At 65.3% G+C, this 22,196-nt stretch carries 20 protein-coding genes; 15 read left to right on the top strand and 5 right to left on the bottom strand.

Translation table 11 applies throughout. The annotated features are described in order from the left end of the window. Positions 1-49: 49 nt before the first annotated feature. The 3 genes from C7T96_RS21895 to C7T96_RS21885 form a co-directional block, all read right to left on the bottom strand. The gene (locus tag C7T96_RS21895) at positions 50-661 is read right to left on the bottom strand and encodes an isochorismatase family protein (RefSeq protein WP_106573387.1); all 612 of its coding nucleotides are present in this window, start codon (positions 659-661) and stop codon (positions 50-52) included. A gap of 24 nt (positions 662-685) precedes the next feature. Then, a complete protein-coding gene (locus C7T96_RS21890) occupies positions 686-1,732 on the bottom strand; it encodes an ornithine cyclodeaminase family protein (RefSeq protein WP_106573386.1) in 1,047 nt (348 codons plus the stop codon). 62 nt (positions 1,733-1,794) lie between these two features. Beyond that, positions 1,795-2,724 carry a LysR family transcriptional regulator gene (locus tag C7T96_RS21885; protein WP_106573398.1) on the bottom strand — a complete coding sequence of 310 codons (930 nt, stop codon included), beginning with the start codon at positions 2,722-2,724 and terminating at the stop codon, positions 1,795-1,797. A 129-nt stretch (positions 2,725-2,853) separates the two neighbouring features. On the opposite strand from C7T96_RS21885, the gene C7T96_RS21880 reads away from it, so the two are divergent. Next, complete coding sequence (locus C7T96_RS21880; protein WP_245414212.1) at positions 2,854-3,579, top strand: isochorismatase family protein; 726 nt, start codon at positions 2,854-2,856, stop codon at positions 3,577-3,579. Between the two features lie 22 nt (positions 3,580-3,601). Here C7T96_RS21880 and C7T96_RS21875 read toward each other — a convergent pair whose 3' ends face one another. After that, positions 3,602-4,510: a LysR substrate-binding domain-containing protein gene (locus tag C7T96_RS21875; RefSeq protein WP_106573384.1), complete on the bottom strand. Its 909-nt coding sequence runs from the start codon at positions 4,508-4,510 to the stop codon at positions 3,602-3,604. 298 nt (positions 4,511-4,808) lie between these two features. Here C7T96_RS21875 and C7T96_RS21870 point away from each other — a divergent pair, with 298 nt between their 5' ends. The 14 genes from C7T96_RS21870 (at position 4,809) to C7T96_RS21805 (ending at position 21,196) form a co-directional block, all read left to right on the top strand. Next, positions 4,809-6,896: a hydantoinase/oxoprolinase family protein gene (locus C7T96_RS21870; RefSeq protein WP_106573383.1), complete on the top strand. Its 2,088-nt coding sequence runs from the start codon at positions 4,809-4,811 to the stop codon at positions 6,894-6,896. 10 nt (positions 6,897-6,906) lie between these two features. Continuing rightward, complete coding sequence (locus C7T96_RS21865; protein ID WP_106573382.1) at positions 6,907-8,679, top strand: hydantoinase B/oxoprolinase family protein; 1,773 nt, start codon at positions 6,907-6,909, stop codon at positions 8,677-8,679. A gap of 197 nt (positions 8,680-8,876) precedes the next feature. Further along, positions 8,877-10,166 (top strand): PotD/PotF family extracellular solute-binding protein, encoded by a 1,290-nt coding sequence (locus C7T96_RS21860; protein ID WP_106573381.1) that lies wholly within the window; start codon positions 8,877-8,879, stop codon positions 10,164-10,166. Positions 10,167-10,231: 65 nt separating this feature from the next. Beyond that, positions 10,232-11,095 (top strand): ABC transporter permease, encoded by an 864-nt coding sequence (locus C7T96_RS21855; protein ID WP_106573380.1) that lies wholly within the window; start codon positions 10,232-10,234, stop codon positions 11,093-11,095. 4 nt (positions 11,096-11,099) lie between these two features. Continuing rightward, the gene (locus C7T96_RS21850; protein WP_338036290.1) at positions 11,100-11,921 is read left to right on the top strand and encodes an ABC transporter permease; all 822 of its coding nucleotides are present in this window, start codon (positions 11,100-11,102) and stop codon (positions 11,919-11,921) included. Between the two features lie 48 nt (positions 11,922-11,969). After that, the gene (locus C7T96_RS21845; RefSeq protein WP_106573378.1) at positions 11,970-13,106 is read left to right on the top strand and encodes an ABC transporter ATP-binding protein; all 1,137 of its coding nucleotides are present in this window, start codon (positions 11,970-11,972) and stop codon (positions 13,104-13,106) included. A gap of 331 nt (positions 13,107-13,437) precedes the next feature. Continuing rightward, on the top strand, positions 13,438-14,832 hold the full coding sequence (locus C7T96_RS21840; RefSeq protein ID WP_199190544.1) for an amidase family protein: 1,395 nt from the start codon (positions 13,438-13,440) through the stop codon (positions 14,830-14,832). A 28-nt stretch (positions 14,833-14,860) separates the two neighbouring features. After that, on the top strand, positions 14,861-15,253 hold the full coding sequence (locus C7T96_RS21835; protein ID WP_106573377.1) for a carboxymuconolactone decarboxylase family protein: 393 nt from the start codon (positions 14,861-14,863) through the stop codon (positions 15,251-15,253). Then, positions 15,250-16,164 carry an NAD(P)-dependent oxidoreductase gene (locus tag C7T96_RS21830; RefSeq protein WP_238719710.1) on the top strand — a complete coding sequence of 305 codons (915 nt, stop codon included), beginning with the start codon at positions 15,250-15,252 and terminating at the stop codon, positions 16,162-16,164. Before C7T96_RS21835 ends, C7T96_RS21830 begins: the two co-directional genes overlap by 4 nt. Positions 16,165-16,196: 32 nt before the next feature. Next, positions 16,197-17,135, top strand: a complete 939-nt coding sequence (locus tag C7T96_RS21825) for an N-carbamoyl-D-amino-acid hydrolase (RefSeq protein WP_106573376.1) — start codon at positions 16,197-16,199, stop codon at positions 17,133-17,135. A gap of 65 nt (positions 17,136-17,200) precedes the next feature. Next, a complete protein-coding gene (hydA, locus tag C7T96_RS21820) occupies positions 17,201-18,658 on the top strand; it encodes a dihydropyrimidinase (RefSeq protein WP_106573375.1) in 1,458 nt (485 codons plus the stop codon). A gap of 283 nt (positions 18,659-18,941) precedes the next feature. After that, the gene (locus C7T96_RS21815) at positions 18,942-19,847 is read left to right on the top strand and encodes a polysaccharide deacetylase (protein WP_127596822.1); all 906 of its coding nucleotides are present in this window, start codon (positions 18,942-18,944) and stop codon (positions 19,845-19,847) included. A gap of 60 nt (positions 19,848-19,907) precedes the next feature. Continuing rightward, positions 19,908-20,228 (top strand): hypothetical protein, encoded by a 321-nt coding sequence (locus C7T96_RS21810; protein WP_106573373.1) that lies wholly within the window; start codon positions 19,908-19,910, stop codon positions 20,226-20,228. Next, on the top strand, positions 20,225-21,196 hold the full coding sequence (locus C7T96_RS21805) for a CobW family GTP-binding protein (RefSeq protein WP_106573372.1): 972 nt from the start codon (positions 20,225-20,227) through the stop codon (positions 21,194-21,196). Before C7T96_RS21810 ends, C7T96_RS21805 begins: the two co-directional genes overlap by 4 nt. A gap of 16 nt (positions 21,197-21,212) precedes the next feature. Here C7T96_RS21805 and C7T96_RS21800 read toward each other — a convergent pair whose 3' ends face one another. Beyond that, on the bottom strand, positions 21,213-22,118 hold the full coding sequence (locus C7T96_RS21800) for a LysR family transcriptional regulator (RefSeq protein ID WP_106573371.1): 906 nt from the start codon (positions 22,116-22,118) through the stop codon (positions 21,213-21,215). Positions 22,119-22,196: the final 78 nt, after the last annotated feature.

The following is a 22,196-nucleotide window of genomic DNA, read 5'->3' as shown; positions in this document are numbered from 1 at the left end:
GGCGCCGATGCCGTATCCGCCCGCGCCGAATACCGCCGGCACGGGGTCGTTACAGTATCGACATCACCTGCTCGGCGCTCATCAGATCGGCATATTTCTGGCCGATATCGAACAGATTGGCCGCGTGCGGTTCCAGCGCCCGGTCGCCGACGCAGTCCGACACCACGACCGCGCGGATATTGTTGCTCATCGCGTCGATCGCGCTGGCGCGCACGCAGCCGCTGGTGGTGCAGCCCACCATGACCAGCGAATCGATGCCGCGATAGGCAAGTTGCGCCGCAAGCGTCGTGTCGAAGAAGGCCGAGGCCTGGGTCTTGCGGATGATCGTTTCGCCCGTCCGCGGTGCGAGATCATCCACCACCTGGCTCGCCGCCGCGGTCTCCGTAAGCTCACGCAGTCGTGGAACCTTTTCGCACCACAAGCCGGCGTCGCTGCCGTCCTGGGCATAGACGATGCGGGTGAAGATGACCGGTACCGCGCGCGCCCTTGCATGGGTGAGCAGCGGAACGGTCGCCTTGACGGCGGCATCGATATTGCCGCCGCCGAGGATTTCGGGATCGTTGAAGCCGTTGACGAAGTCGATGACGAGCAGGGCCGGCCTGTCGCCGAGGCCCGTCGCCTGGCCGAAGCTCTGCTGGGCGTAGATATCGGTGTTGGTCATGGTCGCGATGTCCTGGCTTGCCGATCAGGTCGAGATCATCTTTTTCTCGATGCCGACGCCCTTTTCCATGGCGCGCTGATATTCGAGCGGTACGGTCGCCGAATCCTGCAGCGCGATGCCGGTCGAATCGAAAATCGTGATCTCGTCGTCGGACGTCCTTCCCGCCTTGCGTCCGGTGACCACCTCGCCGATTTCGCCGGCGATGTCGGCCTCGGTGATCAGACCTTCGGAAAGCGGCACGTTGATCTCGCCGTCGGTGCGGCACTGGCGGATGTCGTCGACGAAGATCCGCGCCTGGGTCAGCAGCCTGCCCTCGAGCTCCTGGTCGCCGGCCTTGTCGGCGCCGACCGCTGCGATGTGGGTGCCGGGCAACACCCAGTCGGCCTTGATGATCGGCGTACGCGCAGGCGTCAGCGTGACGATCACGTCGGCCCCGCGCACGACCTCTTCCGGATCGGTGGAGGTGCGGATGGTGAAGCCGTCATATTTGGGCTGCTGTTCGCGCACGAAGCGGTCCAGCGTCGCCTGGCTGCGGCTCCAAACTCGCACGTCCGACCAGTCGAACACCTCGTTGCAGGTGGCAAGCGCGCCTTCGGCCATATGCCCGGCGCCGACGATGGCGAGCGTCTTGGAGTCCGGGCGCGCCATCCATTTGGCCGACACCGCGCCGGCCGAGCCGGTGCGCATCACCGTATGGTAGGAGCCGTCGACGATCGCCAGCGGAAAGCCGGTTTCCGGTTCGGTATAGATCAGGATCGAAAACACCGTCGGCAGATTGTAGCGCTCGCGGTTCTGCTCGCGGATCGACACCCATTTGCAGGCCGCCGCGTGCGGTTCCTCGATATAGGACGGCATCGCCTCCCACTCGCCGGCGAACCGGTCGAGCACGATATGGCCCTTGGGATCCATGTAGAAGCGGCCTTCGCCATGCATGCGATAGGCCTGTTCCACGCATTGATTGTATTCGGCCGGGCTCAAAAGCCCGATCATTTCGCTGCGGCCCAAAATCAGCGTCTTGCGGTTGGCCCAATTTTCCATCTTCGCCTCCACGATCGTCACGATGTCACTCATGATCGCCGATGGGGCCGAAGCATCCGCGTCCGCTCCAATCAGGTCGCAAACTTGACGATGCGTCAATGGCCGGCGCGATTTTTGCGCCCGGCGCGCGCCGGCCGGGCGGTCTCCAGCGCGCAGTCGACGAAGCCGCGCACGCCGGCCGCGCGGTCGATGCGCCGCCGCACAAGCACCGTTTCGATGTGAAAGGCGGGATCGGCGATCGGCCGCGACACGATCGTCGTGCCGGTCAGTCCGGTCAGTTGGCGCGGATAGACGGTGATGCCGAATCCGGCCGCGACCAGGCCCAGCAGCGCCATCGTGCTGGAGGCTTCCTGGCGCGGCGCCACCGGAACGCCGGCGCGTGCGAATTTTTCGCCGAGATGGTGTCGGTAGGCCTCCCACTCGGCCATGTCGCCCAAAAGCAGGTCCTCGCCGGCGAGGTCGCACGGCGCGACGGAACGTCTGGCCGACAGCGGGTGGCCCCGCGGCATGAACACATGCAGCGGGTCCGAGGCCAGTTGCCGGCTGTCGAAATCGGAGTGTTCGAACGGGCCGATCATGAAGCCGAGATCGATCTCGCCCTCCGACAGGGCGATCTTCTGTTCCTGCGTGGGCAGGTAGCGCAGGGCAAGCTCGACGGCGGGGTTCGCGGCGCGGAAGCGCGTGACCACACGCGGCATCAGCTCGATGGCGGCAAACGCCATATAGGCGACTCGCAACAGGCCGGTCTTGCCCTGCGCCACGCGCCGCGCCGTCGCCACGGCACGGTCGTATCCCGCCAGCAGCGGCGCGCCGGCTTCGTAGAAACTGCGGCCGGCCGGCGTCAGCACCACCTCGCGCGTGGTCCGCTCGAAAAGCTGGAAGCCGAGCTGGCGCTCCAGCTTGGCGATCCGCCGGCTGAGCGCCGACTGGTCGATACCCAGCCGTTCGGCCGTGCGCCGGAAGCTGAGTTCCTCCGCCGCGATCAGAAAGGAGTGTGCGAGCTCGAGCCCGGGATGCTGGTCCATCATGCCTGCCGGTAGGAATTATTGATGCACAATGTGCATCAATAATGGCATCATTGCCAATTCCGCATGCATAACGCTGCCGCGATACTCTCCCGAGCGGTTTTGGCCGCGATCGACCAAGGGAGCGCCATGATGGACCAGCTTGACGACAGGAAACTCGAAGAAATGCTGCGTGCCGCCTTCGAGGCGTCGACGCGCATCTACCAGGAGCGCGGTTTTCAACGCCGCATCGGCTTCGGCCGGCGCCCGGCGCTCGTCAGCGTCGACCTGGCCAACGCCTGGACCCGGCCCGGCAATCCCTTCACCTGCGACCAGCTTGCCATGGACGCGGAAATCATCCCCGGCATGCAAAAGCTGCTGGCGGCCTGCCGCGCCAACGGTCATCCGGTCATCCATGTGACGACGGCCTACGAGATCACCGACCGCGACGCCCCCTTCACCGATATGGGCTTGTGGCACTGCAAGATCCCGATCGAGGTGGTGTCGACGACCGACACGGAGCTGTGGGCGATCGATTCGCGCATCGCCCCGGTCGACGGCGAGCACACTTTGCTCAAGAAGCGCGCCAGCGCCTTCCACGGCACGCCGCTCGCCGGTATTTTGCGGGCGGCGGGCGTCGACACCATCCTGGTCACGGGCGTCACGGCCACGGCCTGCGTGCGCACCACCATCTGCGACGGGCTGGCGGAGGGGTTTCGCACCATCGCCGTGCGCGACTGCATCGGCGACCGCGTGCCCGGCGCGGTGGCGTGGAACCTCTACGACATCGACGCCAAGTTCGCCGACGTACACTCGGTCGACGAATGCGTGGCCTATCTGGAAACGGTCGATGGCGCCCGCGTGGCGGCCGAATGAGTTGTGTCGCCCGGCGTCCGCCTCACACGATGCTGCGGTAATTCGCGCCGACGCGCTGGCTGGTTTCCACGAACCGCTTCATGGCCGCCGTCAGATTGGAGCGTCGCCAGGCGAGGTGGGTTTCCACCTCGGTCGGCGTGTCGGTGGCGATCGGGCGCACCGTCAGCACCTCCGGGCCGCAAAAGCTCGGCATGCCGCAAAATACGGTCATGCCGACGCCGGCGGTGACCAGGCCGAGAATGCCGGTCAGGCTGGAGGCCTCTTGGCCGACCGTCAGCACCTGGCCGTGGTTCTGAAACATGTCGACGACGATGCGGCGGAAGGTCGGCCACTCGGCGTTGGTGCCCAGGATCAGCGCCTCGCGGGCGAGGTCGGCCACCGTCAACGCTTCCTTGGCGGCCAGAGGATGGCCGGGCGGCAGAAGCGCGACCAGCGAATGGCGCGCGACCGCGCGCGACTCGATCTCCGAACTCAAAAACGAGCCCTCGATAAAGCCCAGATCGATCTCGTCCTGCAAAATCCGGTCGCGCTGGACCGGCGAGGTCAGATAGGTGAGCTCGAGGCGCACTTCGGGGTTTTCGAGCCGGAACTCGCGGGCGATCTTCGGCACCAGCGAGTGGCCGGTAATCGTCGTGTAGCCGATGCGCAGGATCGCCTTGGTGCCGGAGGCAAGCAGCCGCACCGTGCTTTCGGCAACGTCCAGGCGGTCGAGAACATCCTGGGCTTCCTCGAGCAGATAACGCCCGGTTTCCGTCAGCATCACCTTGCGGGTGGTGCGTTCCAAAAGCTTCACGCCGAGCCGGTCTTCGAGCTCCTGAACCAGCCGGCTGACCGCGGGTTGCGCCATGCCCAGACGTTCCGCGGCACGGTGGAAATTCAGCTCTTCGGCCACGGCCACAAAGGTGGACAGATGCTTCAGATCATAGTGCACTTTGATAGCGCCATCGTATCAATCATTGCGAAATCATTATTTAACATGCAGATTTTCGATGTCTACTATCCGATCAATCAATCAAAGAGCGGCCGCAGAGGTCGCCGAGGCGAACAACTCAATGGGGGCGTTTTTTTCGAATGCCACGAATCCGTGCCGTATCGGGCGCCGCGATAATCGCAGCGCCCCGCCGCCGAGGCGGCGCCATCCGCTCCGCGCTGCCCGGTCATAAGCCGGTGGCGCCGTGCTTTGTCGGGCGCTGCGCCCGGCCGTATTCGAGCGCCGGGAGGTGGCTGTCATGATCCGAGTCGGTGTCGATGTTGGCGGGACCTTTACCGACATTATCCTGGAGCGTGCCGACGCCGGCGGCAAGCAGTCGGTCGTGGTCACCAAGGTGTCGAGCACGCCGCATGACCAGTCCGAAGGCGTCGTGCAGGGCATACTCAATGTCTGCGAGATGGCCGGCGTCGAGCCGGGCGCCATCGATGCGGTGTTTCACGGCACGACCGTCGCCACCAACCTCGTCATCGAGCGCGGCGGCGCCAGGGTCGGGATGATCACCACACGCGGTTTCCGCGACATCATGCATATGGGCCGCCACAAGCGCCCGCACAATTTCTCGCTCCAATTCGACGTGCCGTGGCAGTCCAAGCCCCTCGTCAAGCGGCGCGACCGCCTCGTTGTGACCGAGCGCATCCTCCCGCCCGACGGTCGCATCGAGGTGCCGCTTGCCGAGGACGAGGTGAAGCAGGCGGCCGAGCTCTTCGCCAAGCGCGGCATGGACGCCGTCATCATCGGCTTCCTGTTCTCCTTCCTCAACAACGAGCACGAGCAGCGCGCCAAGGAGATCGTGAGATCGGTCCTGCCGGAGACCTATGTGTGCTGCTCTTCTGAAGTCGTGAACTCGATCCGCGAATATGAGCGCTTCTCCTCGACGGCGATGAATGCCTATATCGGGCCGAAGACCTCTGCCTATCTGCGCAAGCTGGAAGGGCGGTTGCGGGCCGCGGGCGTCGGCGGCATCATTCGCATCATGCAGTCCAACGGCGGCATCACCACGGTCGAGAAATCGAGCGAACTGCCGATCGGCCTGTTGATGTCGGGGCCGGCCGGCGGCGTCATCGGCGGGCGCTGGACCGGCGACAATTGCGGCAAGTCCAACATCATCACCATCGATATCGGCGGCACGTCGGCCGATATCGGCGTTATCCAGGATGGCGATCTGCGGATCAAGAACCCGCGCGACACCGAAGTGGGTCTGCTGCCCGTGCTGGTGCCGATGATCGACATCGACGCGATCGGCGCCGGCGGCGGCTCGATCGCCTATCTCGATCCGGGCGGGGCGTTCCGCGTCGGGCCGCGCTCGGCCGGCGCCGTGCCGGGGCCGGCCTGCTACGGCAAGGGCGGCACCGAGCCCACGGTCACCGACGCCCAGGTCGTGCTGGGGCGGCTCGATCCCGAACAGTTCCTCGGCGGCGACATCAAGATCGATGCCGCGCTGTCTGAAACCGCGATCCGCAGCCACATCGCCGAGCCGCTCGGCCTGTCGCTCGACGAAGCCGCGCTCGGCATCCTGAAGATCGTCAACAACAACATGGCGCTCGCCATCAACGCCAATTCGATGGCCAAGGGGGTCGATCCGCGCAATTTCACCTTGATGGGCTTCGGCGGCGCCGGTCCGCTGCACGCCGTCTCGCTCGCCGAGGCGATCCACGCCAAGGACATCATCTCGCCGGTTCAGCCGGGCATCACCGCCGCCACCGGCCTGCTGGTCACCGATCTGCAGTACGAATACACCCATCCGCTGCTGATGGTGCTCGACAACGCCAACGACGCCGATTTCCAGACCGTCAACGATGCTCTCGACGGCCTGATGGACCAGGCGCACAAGCAGCTCGACGCCGACGGCATCCCGCGCGCGGCGCGGCGCTTCCAGCGTATCGCCGAATGCCGCTACGTGGGGCAGGGGTTCGAGTTGCGCGCCGCGATGCCCGACGGCGCGGTCGATGCCGTCAATGCCAAGGTGATCGTCGACAGCTTCTACGACGAACACAAGAAGATCTACGGCCACGCCTTCCGCGACCAGGCCTGCGAACTGATCACGTTGCGGCTGGTGGCGACCGTCGCGGTCGAAACGCTGGCCCTGCCGGAACTCAGCCATGGCGGGCGCGAAAACCCCGACGAGGCGCGTCTCTACAGCCGCCGCACCGTGTTCGACGACGGCCAGGCGCACGACACGCCCCGCTATCAGCGCGAGAAGCTGCTCGCCGGCGATCGCGTTTCGGGCCCCGCCGTCGTGATCCAGCACAATTCCACCACCATCGTGCCGCCGGGCTATGTTGCCCAGGTCATGCGCTTCGGCGACATTCTGATCGGCCGGAACTGAGGAGGCAGGGATGACACGGGAAGTCGATCCGATCACGCTCCAGGTCATTGGCGGCGCGCTGCACTCGATCGCCGAGCAGATGGGCACGGTTCTCTACCGGATGAGCTATTCGTCCATCATCCGCGAAAGCCAGGACCTTGGCGCCGGGCTGTTCGACCGCGACTACAACACGCTGTGCGAGTCCGATTCCACGCCGATGCATATCGGCTCGCTGCCCGGCTATCTGCGCGGCATCGAGAAATCGATCCCGCTCGACCAGTGGCAGCCCGGCGACGTCGTCATTCACAACCATCCCTATTTCGGCGCCAGCCATTCGCCCGACATCGCCATCGTGATGCCGGTTTTCTTCGAGGACGAACTGGTCGGTTTTTCCGCCAACACCGCCCATCACATCGACATCGGCGCCGCCACGCCGGGCCTGATCATGGACATTCCCGATGTCTATGCCGAAGGCATGCTGCTCAACGGCATCAAGCTGTTCGAGGCCGGCAAGCGCAACGACACGATGTGGAAATATATCCGCGACAACACCCGCGTTCCGAGCCAGGTGATGAACGATCTGGAGGCCCAGATCGCCTCGGCGGAGCTCGGCGTGGCGCGGTTCCAGCAATTGATGGAAAAATACGGCAAGGCGACCGTGCTCGGCGCCACGCGCCAGCTGATGGATTATACCGAAAACATGCTGCGCCGCGAGATCGCCAAAATCCCCGACGGCGAGTATGTCGCGGAAGGGTTTTTGGACGACGACGGCCGCAACCGCGGCATCACCCTGCCGCTCAAGGTGACGGTGCGGGTTGCCGGCGACGCGGTCGAGGTCGACCTGACCGGTTCCTCGGCCCAGGTGCCGACGGCCTACAACGTTCCCTTCGAGGGCTCGACCAAGGTCGCCTGTTTTTTCGCCTTCCGCGCCCTGCTGCTCGATACCTATACCCATTCCGAGTACATTCCCCAGAACGAGGGTTCGTTCCGTCCGGTCAAGGTAACCGCGCCGCCCGGTTCGATCTTCAACCCGATCGCGCCGGCCGCTGCCGAAGCGCGCTTCGCCCAGATCCAGCGCATCGTCGACCTGATCATCAAGGCGCTGGCCCCGGTGCTGCCGGACAAATGCACGGCCGGCAACGCGGCGGTCCTGTCGTTTGCGGCCTATTCCGGCGTGCGCGAGAGCGGCGACTACTGGGTCTTCCTCGAGGTCAACGAGGCGGCGATGGGCGGGCGCCCGCAATCCGACGGCCCCGACACGATCGAGGAACTGATGCGCAACACGCGCAACAACCCGCTCGAGGATCTGGGCATGCATTTGCCGCTGATCTGCGACCGCTACGAGGTTCGCGACGATGCGCCTCCCGGCGCCGGCAAGTTCCGCGGCGGCGCCGGGGTGGTCAAGTCGCAGCGCTTCCTCAGCCCGGGTTACATGACGCACGAGGCCGACCGGCACGAGGACGTGCCCTGGGGCGTGTTCGGCGGCAAGCCGGGCGCCGGCGGCAAGGTCGAGATCCGCAACGTCCACACCGGCGAGGTCAGCCTGGAGCCGGCGAAATTCTCCGGCAAGCTCACCCGCGCCGGCGATGTGGTATCCTATTTTTCGCCGTGCGGCGGCGGCTATGGCGATCCGCTCGAGCGCGATCCCGACAAGGTCCTCGACGACGTGCTGGACGGGTTCATCACCCGCGAGCACGCCCGCGACGATTACGGCGTGGTGCTGGAAGAGATTGACGATGGCTACGGTTGGAAGCTTGACTTGAACGAAACCCGCAAGCTGCGGGCGCAAATGGGCGCGCAGTAATCGGGTCTGGATGCGGCATGAGGCCCTGGTGAAAGGAGCGGAAAAACACATCGCATTCATGGGGCGGCGATGAAGGACTGCATAAGCAGTGACGATGGCGGCGAAGCGACAAAAACACGGCCAACGCAAGGTTTCGCCCGTCAAGCGCCATGGGAATGGCGCGGAGTATGTTTCATACTGACGAATGGGAGTAGGAAATGAAAAAATCAGCGAAATCGATCGGTAAGGGCCGCGTGTCGCGGCGCTCGATTTTGAAGGGTGGCGCCGCTGTTGCCGGCACGACGCTGGTCACCGGCTTCCCGACGGTCTGGGCACAGAACCTCAAGGACATCACGATCAACCATACCGGCATGTCCTATTCGACCCTGCCGGACATCGCCCGCCAGGCGAGCGAGGATCTCGGATTCAAGGTCGAGATGTCGGTCGTCGACCATCCCGGCCTGATCAACCGCATGATCAATGATCCCAAGTCGATCGACGTGGCCGACATGGAGATCTGGCAGACCAAGATCGCCGTTCCGCAAGGCGTGATCCAGGGCGTGGAGATCGCCAAGGTCAAGAACTGGGATCAGCTCACCACGCTTTACACGACCGGCGTGTTCAACGGCAAGGAAGTGTCGCGCGAAGGCGATGCGCCGATCGAATATATCTATCTCGACGCGGTCGACGCCAAGGCCTTCGCCAGCGGTCAGACCGAGTTCGCCACCTTCGTCCCGGGCGTCTACAATGCCGATACGCTCGGCATTCGCCCCGACCTGGTGGGCCGCGACATCACCTCGTGGGCCGATCTGATCTCGCCGGACTTCAAGGGCAAGGCGGCGATCCAGAACATTCCCACCAACGGCATCATGGACGCCATGATGGCGCTGGAGAGCGCCGGCGAGTTGACCTATGGCGACAAGGGCAACCCGACCCAGGACGAGATCCAAAAGACGATCGCCCGGCTGATCGAGCTGAAGCGCGGCGGTCACTGGCGCGCCCTGTGGAACACGTTCGACGAATCCGTCAATCTGATGGCCGGCGGCGAGGTGGTGATCCAGTCGATGTGGTCGCCCGCCGTCACCGCGGTCCAGACCCAGAACGTGCCTTGCGTCTACCAGCCGCTCAAGGAAGGCTATCGCGGTTGGGGCAACGGGCTGGCGATGATGGCCCATCTCGACGGTCTCAGGCGCGATGCCGCCTATGAATACATGACCTGGTACAATTCCGGCTGGGTCGGCGGCTTCATCGCCAAGCAGGGCTATTACAGCTCCAATCCGGAGACCGCCAAGGCGGCGCTCAGCGAAAACGAGCGCGGCTTCTTCTACGAGGGCAAGGCGGCCACGGCCGACATCACCAGCCCGACCGGCCAGAAGACCAACTCTGCCGGCGACGTGCGCGACGGCGGGTCCTACGAGGACCGTTTCTCCAGCGTTGCCGTGTGGAACAACCTCATGGACGAGGCCGAGTTCCTCTATTCCAAGTGGAACGAGTTCAGCGCCGCCTGACGGCCGCGAGAACCGGGCGGCGGCTCCGGCCGCCGTCCACCCCCGACATCCGGACACCTTCAAAGATGAACAGCAGATCCTCGGCCCTTCCCTATATCCAGGTCTCGCCGCTGGCGCTGGTCCTGATCCTGTTTTTCACCATCCCGGTGGCGCTGGTGCTTCTGGTGAGCTTCTTTCGCTACCAGATGCTGGTCGGCATCGTTCCCGATTTCACCTTCAAGAACTATGCCGACATCCTGACCAACCAGACCAACTGGCTGCTCTACTGGTCGACGCTCAAATTCGCCGTCATCGTGCTGGCGATCACCGGCTTCATCGGCTTCTGGATCTCCTATTTCCTCGTCTTCCACATCCGCAATCTGGTGACTGCGATCGCGCTGTTCCTGGTGTGCACGGTGCCGTTCTGGACGTCCAACATCATCCGCATGATCTCGTGGCGTCCGGTGCTCGGGCGCGAGGGGCTGGTCAACCAGGCCCTGGTCGGCAGCGGCCTGACGGACCAGCCGGTCGAATGGCTGCTTTTTTCCGATTTCGCGGTGGTGGTCGCCTATGTCCATCTGTTCACGTTGTTCATGATCGTGCCGATCTTCAATTCCATGGCACGCATCGACAAGTCGCTGCTCGAGGCGGCGATGGACGCCGGCGCCAGCCGCTGGGGTGTGATCTGGAACGTCGTGCTGCCCTTGTCCAAGACCGGTATCGCCCTCGGCACCCTGTTCGTCGTGACCCTGGTGATGGGCGACTTTTCGGTCGTCACCGTGATGAGCGGCGGGCTGTCGGGATCGGCCGCGTCGGCCATCTTCAACGATCTGCAATTCCTGAACTATCCGCGGGCCGCCGCCAACGCGGTCATCCTCTTGATCGTCGTTCTTTTGATCGCCTCCGCCATCTTCCGTCTGGTCGATGTGCGCAAGGAACTCGTCAGGTAACGCCATGCCGTCCTCCCAAGACCGCAGACCCTGGACCTTTTACGTCCTCGCCCTGTTGATGCTGCTCTTCGTGATGTTCCTGTACGGGCCGATGATTTCGGTGCTTGTGCTGTCCTTCCAGGGGCCGTCGGCATCGCTGAACTTCCCGTTGCGCGATCCCTCGCTGATCTGGTTCGACGAGTTGTTCAATCCGACTCGCGTCGGCGACGTTCCGGGTGCCTTCTCGCGCTCGCTGCCGCTGGCCCTGGTGGTCATGGTGCTGACGGTGCTGATCTCGGTGACGGCCGGCTTCGGCTTCCGCCATCGCTTTCGCGGCTCGGGACCGCTGTTTTACATGGCGATCGCCAGCCTGATCATTCCCGGCCTGGTGTTGTCGATCGGCATTCTGGTGACGGCCCAGTTTCTCGGCCTGTCGGCGAGCTGGTACGGCACCGCGCTGGGCGCCCATCTGACATGGACGCTGCCGTTCGGCCTGCTGATCATGTTCGCGATCCTCGGGCGGCTGAGCCCATCCTATGAGGAAGCCGCGTTCGACCTCGGCGCCAGCCGCTGGCAGTCGATCAAGGACGTGGTCGTGCCGATCGTGTTTCCCGGCATGATCGCGGTGGCGCTGTTCGGCTTCACGCTGTCTTACGACGAATTCCCGCGTAGCTGGCTGACGGTCGGCACCAAGAACACCTTGCCGCTGGAGATCTGGACGATGACGACCAACGTCACCTCGCCGGCGCTCTACGCCCTGGGCACTGTGACGACGGTGATCTCGTTCTTCGTGATCGCCGTGGCCCTGGGCTCGATCATCCTCATTCAACGCAGACGGTCGAAATAGATGAACTTCACACCCGTTACAGCCCCGTCAGGCGCCTCGGCGACCGACATGTCGAATTCCGGCGAGATCCGCCTGGTCGATCTGACCAAGAAATTCGGCGACACCCATGCGGTCAAGGACATCAACCTGACCATTCCGCACGGCTCCTATTGCTGTCTTCTCGGCCCGTCGGGCTGCGGCAAGACCACGATCCTGCGCATGATCGCCGGGCACGAAACCCCGACATCGGGCGAGATCACCATCGGCGATACCTCGGTGATCGGCCTGCCGCCGGTGCAGCGCGGCACGGCAATGATGTTCCAGAGCTACGCGCTGTTTCCGCATCTGAGCATTCGCGACAACGTCGCCTTCTACCTGAAGATGCGCGGCGTGGGGAAGGACGAACGCCGCAAGCGCGCCGACGAGATGTTGGAGCGCGTCCAGCTTGCGCATCTGCGCGACCGCATGCCGGCGCAGCTTTCGGGCGGTCAGCAGCAGCGCGTCGCCCTGGCGCGCTCGCTGATCACCAATCCGCGCGTGCTGCTTCTCGACGAACCGCTTTCCGCGCTCGACGAGTTTCTGCGCCTGCAGATGCGGGTGGAGCTCAAGACGCTGCAGGCCGAGCTCGGCATCACCTTCGTGCACGTCACCCACACCCAGCCCGAGGCGATCGCGCTCGCCGACATGGTGGTGGTCATGGATACCGGCCGCATCGATCAGGCCGCCAGCGCGCGCGAGATCTACAACAGCCCCGCCACACCCTATGTGGCCCGCTTCATGGGCGCGCAAAACGTCCTCACCGGCAAGGTGGAAGGCATCGAAGGCGGCGTCGCCAGGCTGAAGAGCGCGCGCGGCGAGACGTTCGAACTCCCCCGGCAGTCTGTCGCGCCGGCGGTGGGCGAGGACATGTCCTTTTCCGTGCGCCGCGACTACATCGCCATCCGCAAGCGCACCGAAGCCGAAACGGAAGCGGCCACCAACGCCGTCCTCGGCACGGTCGATTCCATCGAATATCAGGGCAATTTCGTAAAGGTGAGCCTGCAGGTGCCGGGGATGGACACGTTTGTCGCCAACGTTCCCGACCACGACTATTTCGTCGAGCCGATCGGCCCCGGAGACGCGGTGGCGGCAAGCTGGGACAAGCAGCACGCCCATCTGCTCGACAGGGTCGACACCGGCGTGCCGGAACCCTACGCGGCCCGTTAGCGGGCGGCGCGAACCATGCAGACGCAACGGGAACGGGAGGAGATGGACCGACTGAACGGCTGATCCCATCCGCATAACCGCTTGGCGGTGTCGTCCGACACGATGTGGCGCGCTTGTTGGCGTGCCGCAAGGGAGGATTTTGTCCGGAAATCGCGTGTTTCGCCACGCTGCAAGGGCAGATCCCGACACGCTTGGCGGAAATCGCAGCGGCCGCATTGCGCCCGGAGACGGCGCGATGACTGCGCGCGGGCAGGCAGCAATCCTTTGACCCTACTCCACCGCGCACGGCTTGAGAAGCCCCGGCGGGTGACGATCGCGAAGGAGCGAAAGAGTGAAAGATATCGAGGCGATTGCCCGTCGCACGGCCGGCGAAATCGCATTGGCCTATCGCAACGGCGAGACCGATCCGGTCGCCGTGACCGAATATTTCCTGGAACGCATCGACGCTGCGAAGGCGGACCGCATCTTCATCGCGACCATGCACGAACGGGCGCGCAAGGAGGCGCGCGCGGCGGCCGAGCGTTTCCGCAAAGGCCTGCCGCTGTCGCCGCTCGACGGGGTGCCGATCGCCTGGAAGGACCTTTTCGACACGGCCGGGGTGGCGACGACGGCCGGTTCGGCGCTCTATCGAGACGCCGCGCCCAAACGGCGCGACGCCTTTTGCGTGGCCAACGCCGCGGCGGCGGGCATGGTGACGCTCGGCAAGGTCAACCTGACGGAATTCGCCTATTCCGGTCTTGGCCTCAATCCGCATTACGGCACGCCCGTCAATCCCAACGACCGCCGGGTCGCCCGCTCGCCGGGCGGGTCGTCCTCGGGCTCGGGGGCGGCGGTCGCGGCCGGGCTGGTGCCGTGTTCGGTCGGAACCGACACCGGCGGGTCGGTGCGCATTCCCGCATCGCTCAACGGGGTCGTGGGGCTGAAGACCAGCGAGGGGCGGATCGACAAGACCGGCATGGTGCCGCTCGCCCGCACGCTCGACACGATCGGGCCCCTGGGCCGCAGCGTGGCCGATTGCGTGATGCTCGACATGGTGTTGCGCGGCGCGCCGGCGACCGAGGCCCGGCGCGCCGATCTGTCCGCGACCCGCTTCGTCGCCGCCACGAACATCGTTCTGGACGAGGCCGAGCAGGCGGTTTTGGACAATTACGAAGCCGCGATCGGGCGATTGGAAAAGGCTGGAGCCACGGTGGAAAGGCGCCCCGTCGAGGCGCTGGAGATGGCCAGCCGCATGACGGCCAGCCACGGCTCGCTGGCGGCGGCCGAAGCCTATCACGAATATCACGAATTGGTGGACGGACCCGACGGCGGCAGGATCGACCGCCGGGTAACCCACCGCATCCTGCAGGGCAAGGCGATGTCGGCCCACGATCTGCAGTCGCTGCAGTCGGAACGCGCCGCGGCGATCGCGCATATCGAAGCGGAGCTGGAGGATGCGTTCTTGTTGATGCCGACGACGGCGACGACGGCGCCGGAAGTCGCGCCGCTGGAGGCCGACGACGAGCTCTTTCACCGGGTCAATCTGCGCACGCTGCGCAACACCATGTTCGGCAACATTCTGCGTCTGTGCGGTCTTGCATTGCCGACCGGGCGCGACGGCGACGGGCTTCCGACCAGCATCCTGATTTCGGGGCTTTACGGCCACGACACGCGGCTGATGAGCGCCGGACTGGAGATCGAGCGCCTGCTTGGCGGCCTGTTCGAACCGACCTGGATACGGACGTGAACACGACGAGGCGGCAAGGACGGATAGGATGAACGGACAAAAACCGAGATCGGACAAGTTCGAGCGCGGGCTCAAAACCCGCCGTGCCGTGCTGGGCGCGGACTATGTGGATACGTCGCTCGAACAGGCCGACGAGTTCAACTGGGCCATGCAGCAGCTCACCACCGAATGGTGCTGGGACGAGATCTGGAACCGCCCGGGACTTGAGCGCCGCGACCGCAGCCTGCTCAATCTCGGCATGACGGCGGCGCTCAACCGGCCGCAGGAGTTCAAGCTGCATCTGCGCGGCGCGCTCAACAACGGCCTGACCAAGGACGAACTGAAGGAAGTGTTTCTGCAAATCGGGGTCTATTGCGGCGTACCGGCGGCGCTCGACTGTTTCCGCATCGCCAGGGACGTGTTCAAGGAGATGGATGTGTGACGGCGGCAGCGTCCGACGGCACGGGCCCCGTCGCCTTCATCGGGCTCGGCATGATGGGGCGGCCGATGGCCGAGCGCCTGGTTGCGGCCGGCTTCGACCTGCGCGGCGTAGACACGGACGCCGCCGCGCGCCAGGCGCTCGCCGCCGCCGGCGCCCGTGTGTTCGAGAACGCGCGCACGGCGGTCGCGGATTGCGACATCGTCGTGACCATGCTGCCCGACGGTGCGGTGGTGCGCGACGCGCTCTTGGGCGCGGGCGGCGTCGCGGGATTCCTCAAGGAAGGAACCCTCGTCGTCGACATGAGCTCGTCGGCGCCGATGGGCACGCGTCTGCTCGGCGCCGGCCTTTTGGAGAAGGGCATCGCGCTCGTGGACGCGCCGGTGTCGGGCGGGGTGGCCCGGGCGCGCGACGGTTCGCTGTGCATCATGGCCGGCGGCCGCGAGGTCGATATCGCCCGCGCCAGGCCGCTTCTCGATGCCATGGGCACGACGGTCATCCATGCCGGGCCGCTCGGCTCGGGCCATGCCGCCAAGGCGCTCAACAATTACGTATCGGCGGCCGGCCTGGCGGCGGCCTGCGAGGCGACGCTGATCGGCGAGGCTTTCGGCGTCGATCCCGGCACGCTGGTCGACATTCTCAACGCCTCGACCGGCCGCAACAATTCCACCGAGGTGAAGCTGAAGCCGCACATCCTTTCGGGCAGCTTCGCCTCCGGTTTCGCCATGGCCCTGATGGCCAAGGACCTTCATACCGCCAGCGATCTGGCGACAGAGCTGGGCATGACCGCATGCGGGGCCGAGCAGGCGGCTGCCCTGTGGTCGGCTGCCCTGGCCGATCTCGGCCAGGGTGCCGACCACACCTTGATCCACGCATTTTTGAAGAAGCGGGCGCGGGCCCGCAAACCCGTGTGAGGCGGCCGGCCGCCGAACGAAGGAGACGCATCATGGCAAGATTGATCAACACCGCCTCGGCCCAGATGGGGCCGATCAGCCGTTCGGAGACCCGCCGCGACACGGTGCGCCGGCTGATCGAGATGATGCGCGAGGCCAAGGCGCGCGGCGCGGAACTGGTGGTGTTTCCCGAACTCGCCTTCACCACCTTCTTTCCGCGCTGGCTGATCGAGGACGAGGCCGAGCTCGACAGTTTCTACGAGACCGAGATGCCCGGCCCGGAGACCGCGCCGCTCTTCGAGGAGGCCAAGAAACTCGGCATCGGCTTTAATGTCGGTTATGCCGAACTCGTCCACGAAGACGGCAAGAAGCGCCGCTTCAACACCGCGATCCTGGTCGACCCCAGGGGCGAGATCGTCGGCAAGTACCGCAAGGTGCACCTGCCCGGCCATGACGAGCCGCAGCCCGGCCGCACCCACCAGCATCTGGAAAAGCGCTATTTCGAACCCGGCAATCTCGGTTTCGGGGTCTGGCGCGCCTATGGCGGCGTGATGGGCATGTGCATCTGCAACGATCGCCGCTGGCCCGAAACCTACCGCGTCATGGGCCTGCAGGGGGTGGAGATGGTCGTGCTCGGCTACAACACGCCCTACGACCACACCCAGCACCCCGACATCGACAGCCTGACGCAGTTCCACAACCATCTGTCGATGCAGGCCGGCGCCTATCAGAACGCCACCTGGGTGGTGGGCACGGCCAAATGCGGCGTGGAGGAAGGCTCCAACATGGTCGGCCAGAGCGTGATTATCTCTCCGTCCGGCGAGATCGTCGCCATGGCCTCGACCATCGGCGACGAGGTCATCACCGCGCGCTGCGATCTCGATATCGGCAAGCGCTATCGCGAGACCATCTTCGATTTCGCGCGCCATCGCGAGCCGGATGCCTATCGGCTGATCGTCGAGCGCAAGGGTGCGGTGCCGCCGCCGATGTGACGAAGACAGTACCGGCGCGACCGCTGCGCCGGCCCGACGGTTTTGAACAACGCTAGGAGGACACGATGTCGACCGTGATCAAGGGTGGAACCGTGGTGGCTGCCGACCGCAGCTACGAGGCCGATATATTGATCGAGGGCGAAACCATCGCCGCGATCGGGGACAATCTCGCCGGTGACAAGGTCATCGACGCCGAGGGCGCCTACATCATGCCGGGCGGCATCGACCCGCATACCCATCTGGAAATGCCGTTCATGGGCACCACCACAGCCGAGACCTGGGAAAGCGGCACCTTCGCCGCCTTGTCGGGCGGTACCACCATGGTGGTCGATTTCGTCGTCCCCGGCGAGGACGGCATGATAAAGGCGCTCGACGCCTGGGAGGAGCGCGCCGCGCGCCAGGCCTCGTCCGACTATTCCTTCCATGTCGCGGTGACCGGTTGGTCGAAGCAGATTTTCGACGACATGGCCACCGTGGTCGGGCGCGGCGTCAACACCTTCAAGCATTTCATGGCCTATAAGGGCGCGCTGATGGTCAACGACGATGAGATGTTCGCCTCGTTCAGCCGTTGCGCTTCGCTGGGCGCCCTGCCGCTGGTGCACGCCGAGAATGGCGATTTGGTCGCCGCCCTGCAGCAGAAATGTCTCGAGATGGGCATTTCCGGACCCGAGGCGCACGCCTATTCGCGTCCGCCCGAGGTCGAGGGTGAGGCGACCAACCGCGCCATCATGATCGCCGACGCCGCCGGCGTGCCGGTCTATATCGTCCACACCTCCTGCGAACAGGCGCACGAGGCGATCCGCCGGGCGCGCCAGAAGGGCATGCGCGTCTATGGCGAGCCGCTCATCCAGCATCTTTTGCTCGACGAGGGCGAATACGCCAACGCCGACTGGGACCACGCCGCGCGGCGGGTGATGAGCCCGCCCTTCCGCGACAGGCAGCACCAGGATTCGCTGTGGGCCGGGCTGTCGGCCGGCTCGCTGCAAGTGGTCGCCACCGACCACTGCGCCTTCACCACCGAGCAGAAGCAGTTCGGACGCACCGATTTCACCAAGATTCCCAACGGCACCGGCGGTCTGGAAGACCGGCTGTCGCTGTTGTGGACGCATGGGGTGGAGACCGGCCGGCTGACCATGAACGAGTTCGTCGCCGTCACCTCCACCAATATAGCCCAGATCCTCAATGTCTATCCGCGCAAGGGCGCCGTCATGGTCGGCGCCGACGCCGACATCGTCGTCTGGGATCCGAAAAAGACCAAGACGATCAGCGCCGCCACCCAGAAATCGATCATCGACTACAACGTGTTCGAGGGGCACGAGGTGCGCGGCATGCCGCGCTACACGTTGTCGCGCGGCGAGGTGGTGTGGGGCGAGGAGGGATCCAACGAGCCGCGGCCCGGCCGGGGCCGCTTTGTCGAACGTCCGCCGTTTCCCGCCGTCAACCGGGCGCTGTCGACCTGGAAGGAACTGACCGCCCCGCGCGCCGTGCAACGGTCGGCCGAGCATATGCCGATCGGGGTTTGAGGCCGAGCGGTCGACGATACCGGAATCGGATTAATTGATATCAAAGTATGTATCAATGAACGGAAGCGTTTGGCTAAAGCAATAAAATGAAAGGAGAATTGCCAATATCGTAGCGCTTGTATAGCATCCCGGAAAGTGCTTCGTCCGCTCGATCCCGTTTGCGGGATCGGCTTGGCATCGGCTCCGGGACCGAGGCCCGGCGATGCCGCCCACCACCGCCCGCGCCGCATGGGCGGGCGTGGCGCGGAAGACGTTCGGTTTACACTTGGAAGGAGGACTCGAAGTGGCAAAGAAAGAGATTTTCTGTTCGTTCGGCACCGACATCGATTCGGTCGCCGGCTGGATCGGTTCTTATGGCGGCGCGGATTCTCCGTCCGACATCCAGCGTGGCGTGTTCGCCTCCGAGGTCGGCGTTCCGCGGCTGTTGCGTCTGTTTAAGAAATACGATCTGCGCACCAGTTTCTTCATTCCCGGCCACTCGCTGGAGACCTTTCCCGACCAGTGCCGGCAGATCGTCGACGAGGGCCACGAGATCGGCGCCCACGGCTACACCCACGAAAATCCGGTCGCCATGACGCCGACCCAGGAGGAGGCCGTGCTGGCCAAGTCGGTCGAGCTGATCGAGAAGATGAGCGGCAAGGCGCCGCGTGGCTATGTCGCGCCGTGGTGGGAAATGTCGAACAGCACCGCCGCCTTGTTGCAGAAATACGGCTTCAAATACGACCACAGTCAGGGCTATCGCGACTTCCAGCCGTTTTATGCCCGCGTCGGCGACAAGTGGACGGTGATCGACTACTCCAAGAAGGCGGAGGAGTGGATGAAACCGCTCGAGCATGGCAAGGAGATCGACCTGGTCGAGATCGGCGCCAACTGGTATGTCGACGACCTGCCGCCGATGATGTTCATCAAGAAGTCGCCCAACAGCCACGGCTTCGTGAACCCGCGTGACATCGAGGAATTGTGGCGCGACCAGTTCGACTGGGTCTATCGCGAGATGGATTACGCCGCGTTTTGCTTTACCATCCATCCCGACGTCAGCGGCCGGCCGCAGGTGCTTTTGATGCTCGAGAGGCTGATCGATTATATTAACGGCCACGACGGCGTGCGCTGGGTCCCGTTCGAGGAAATCGCCGAGGATTTCCGCGCGCGCTACCCGTTCGAGGGCAAGCAGCGCCCGCCGGTCATCTGACCGGTCGGACAAGGGCGGGCGGCGTTCGGCGCCGTCCGCCGCGATCGAAGGAGCAGACAAATGTGCGCCAATTGCGGGTTTCCGTCCGTCCCCGGCCACTGGACCGAAGCCGGCGCCTCGACGCCGACCGACCGCATACGCGCGCGCTTCCGCCGCGCCCAGTTGCTGCAAACGGTGTTGCCGGCATTCGGCCTGAGCGTGCATGACGACGGCGTCACACCCGGCCTCACCCTGTCCGATCGCACCGGCCGCCACGAAATGGTCGGCGACGTCAACGAGGTTTGGCAGGCGGCCGAACGCATGAGCGGACACGTCATCGATCCGCTCGACCCGCGTTTCCTCGCCGAAGCGTGTGACGCGGAGGGGCGCGAGGACACATGAGCGAGGCCCGCGACGGGCGCATGCGGCTGACCGTGCTCGGCGGGTTTCTCGGCTCGGGCAAGACGACCTGGCTGCGCCACCAGTTGCATCACGGGCAGATGAAGGACGCGCTCGTGATCGTCAACGAGGCGGCCGAGGTGCCGGTCGACGACGCGCTGCTGGCGCGATCGGCCGAACTGCGGGTGCTGGCGGGCGGCTGTGCGTGCTGCGATGGGCGCGAGGCGCTGGTCACGCTATTACGCGCCATCTGCGACGCGCGCGTCGGCGGCGACGACGCGCTGGCCTCGCTCGACCGTGTCGTGCTTGAAACCAGCGGGCTGGCCGATCCAGGCCCGATCGTCGACACAATCCGCACGGACCCGGTCCTGATCCACCATCTGATGGTCGACGAGATCATCATCGCCATCGATGCGCTCTACGGGCTCGACCAGATGCGCAACGAGCCGCTGACCCTGCGCCAGATCGAGACCGCCGACCGGCTGCTGGTGACCAAGGTCGACGCCGCCGCTGGGCCCGATCTCGCCCGGCTCGTCGCCACTCTGCACGCGCTCAATCCCGGTGCGGCGATAGCGGGGGCGGCCATGGGCAGCGGCGCCGGCCTGCCCGACCATGCCGGCATCGAGCCGGTCGCGATCCCGCCGGCCCAAGGCGAGGGCGCGGCCGCCCCGATCGCCGCCACGCGGCTCGACCTTTCCGAGGCCACCGACTGGCCGGCCTTTTCGATCTGGCTGAGCGCGCTGCTTCACGCGCGCGGCGACGACATCATGCGGGTCAAGGGCGTGGTGCGTACGCCAGCCGGGCGGCTGCTCCTGCAAAGCGTGCGCAAGGTCGTCCAGCAGCCCGAAATCGTGCCCGAAGCCGGCGCGAAGGCGACCGACGACGACAATTCCGTGGTGGTGATCGGCCGCGGCTTTCGGGCCGAGGATCTGCGCAGATCGTTGGCCTATTTCACCGGCGAGGGACGCTGAGCGGGCGGCGCGCCCATCACGCCGCGCGGGCGCCGGACACCAGGTGTTCGACCAGCGCATGGCCGAATGCCGGCAACTCGTCGAGCTTCTGCACGCAGATCTTGAGTTCGCGGACCGCCCAGCGGTTGGAAAGCGGCACGACCGCAATGGCGTGGTTGTGCTTGAGCCGGTTCGCCACCGAGCCGGGCAGCATGCCGATGCCGACGCCGGCCTCGACCATGCGGCACAGCGATTCGAAGCTGGACACCCGGATGCGGATGTCGGGCGCGACGCCCATTTCGGCAAAAATGTTCTCCATGAAGCCGTGTATGGCGCTGCCGCGCTGCAGCGAAACCAGGCTGAGCGCGGCCACCTCGGCGAAATCCACCGTGTCGGCGCCGGCAAGCGGGTGGCCGGCGGGCACGGCAAGCACCAGCGTGTCCTCCTGGTAGGCGAGCACCTCCAGCCCGTCGGTACGCACGGTGCCGGCCAGGATGCCGATATCGGCGCTGCCGTCGGCCACGGCGCGGGCGATTTCCGGGCTGAGCCGCTCCTCCAGGTCTATGTCCACATGCGGGTGGGCGGCCAGGAAGGAGCCGAGCGCTGCCGGCAGGATTTCGGTCATCGCGGTCGTGTTGGCGAACACGCGCACCCGTCCCCGCAGGCCGCGCGAGAAGGCCTGCAGGTCGCCGTGCAGCCGTTCGAGATCGCGGAAAACCCGGCGTGCGTGCGTCAGCAGCGCCTCTCCGGCGGGGGTCAGGTTGACCCCCTGGCTGGTGCGCACCAACAGCGGCGCGCCGAGCGCCTCTTCGAGGTTCTTGACCCGCATCGATGCCGCGCCGACCGACAGATGCGCGCGTTCGGCGCCTTTGGTCAGGCTGCCGGCTTCCGCGATGCTGACGAAAAGCCGCAGATCCACGAGGTCGTAACGAAGGCCGGACATCGAGCCTTTTCTCCGGGAGCGTTCGCCTGTGCTGAAGGCGTGTTTCCTGAATAACGAATTGCGCGACAAGGCGCTACA

Source organism: Nitratireductor sp. StC3, assembly GCF_003015025.1.
Taxonomy (GTDB): Bacteria; Pseudomonadota; Alphaproteobacteria; order Rhizobiales; family Rhizobiaceae; genus Mangrovimarina; species Mangrovimarina alexandrii.
Note: the sequence above shows the minus strand (reverse complement) of the source record. Positions and strands in the feature narration are given on the sequence as shown.

Excerpts from the sequence above, each read along its gene's own strand:
- hydA (WP_106573375.1), top strand. The coding sequence starts at position 17,201 with ATGTCGACCGTGATCAAGGGTGGAACCGTGGTGGCTGCCGACCGCAGC.
- C7T96_RS21805 (WP_106573372.1), top strand. The coding sequence starts at position 20,225 with ATGAGCGAGGCCCGCGACGGGCGCATGCGGCTGACCGTGCTCGGCGGG.
- C7T96_RS21860 (WP_106573381.1), top strand. The coding sequence starts at position 8,877 with ATGAAAAAATCAGCGAAATCGATCGGTAAGGGCCGCGTGTCGCGGCGC.
- C7T96_RS21895 (WP_106573387.1), bottom strand. The coding sequence starts at position 661 with ATGACCAACACCGATATCTACGCCCAGCAGAGCTTCGGCCAGGCGACG.
- C7T96_RS21890 (WP_106573386.1), bottom strand. The coding sequence starts at position 1,732 with ATGAGTGACATCGTGACGATCGTGGAGGCGAAGATGGAAAATTGGGCC.
- C7T96_RS21880 (WP_245414212.1), top strand. The coding sequence starts at position 2,854 with ATGATGGACCAGCTTGACGACAGGAAACTCGAAGAAATGCTGCGTGCC.
- C7T96_RS21845 (WP_106573378.1), top strand. The coding sequence starts at position 11,970 with ATGTCGAATTCCGGCGAGATCCGCCTGGTCGATCTGACCAAGAAATTC.
- C7T96_RS21835 (WP_106573377.1), top strand. The coding sequence starts at position 14,861 with ATGAACGGACAAAAACCGAGATCGGACAAGTTCGAGCGCGGGCTCAAA.
- C7T96_RS21885 (WP_106573398.1), bottom strand. The coding sequence starts at position 2,724 with ATGGACCAGCATCCCGGGCTCGAGCTCGCACACTCCTTTCTGATCGCG.
- C7T96_RS21870 (WP_106573383.1), top strand. The coding sequence starts at position 4,809 with ATGATCCGAGTCGGTGTCGATGTTGGCGGGACCTTTACCGACATTATC.
- C7T96_RS21850 (WP_338036290.1), top strand. The coding sequence starts at position 11,100 with ATGCCGTCCTCCCAAGACCGCAGACCCTGGACCTTTTACGTCCTCGCC.
- C7T96_RS21800 (WP_106573371.1), bottom strand. The coding sequence starts at position 22,118 with ATGTCCGGCCTTCGTTACGACCTCGTGGATCTGCGGCTTTTCGTCAGC.
- C7T96_RS21810 (WP_106573373.1), top strand. The coding sequence starts at position 19,908 with ATGTGCGCCAATTGCGGGTTTCCGTCCGTCCCCGGCCACTGGACCGAA.
- C7T96_RS21825 (WP_106573376.1), top strand. The coding sequence starts at position 16,197 with ATGGCAAGATTGATCAACACCGCCTCGGCCCAGATGGGGCCGATCAGC.
- C7T96_RS21865 (WP_106573382.1), top strand. The coding sequence starts at position 6,907 with ATGACACGGGAAGTCGATCCGATCACGCTCCAGGTCATTGGCGGCGCG.
- C7T96_RS21855 (WP_106573380.1), top strand. The coding sequence starts at position 10,232 with ATGAACAGCAGATCCTCGGCCCTTCCCTATATCCAGGTCTCGCCGCTG.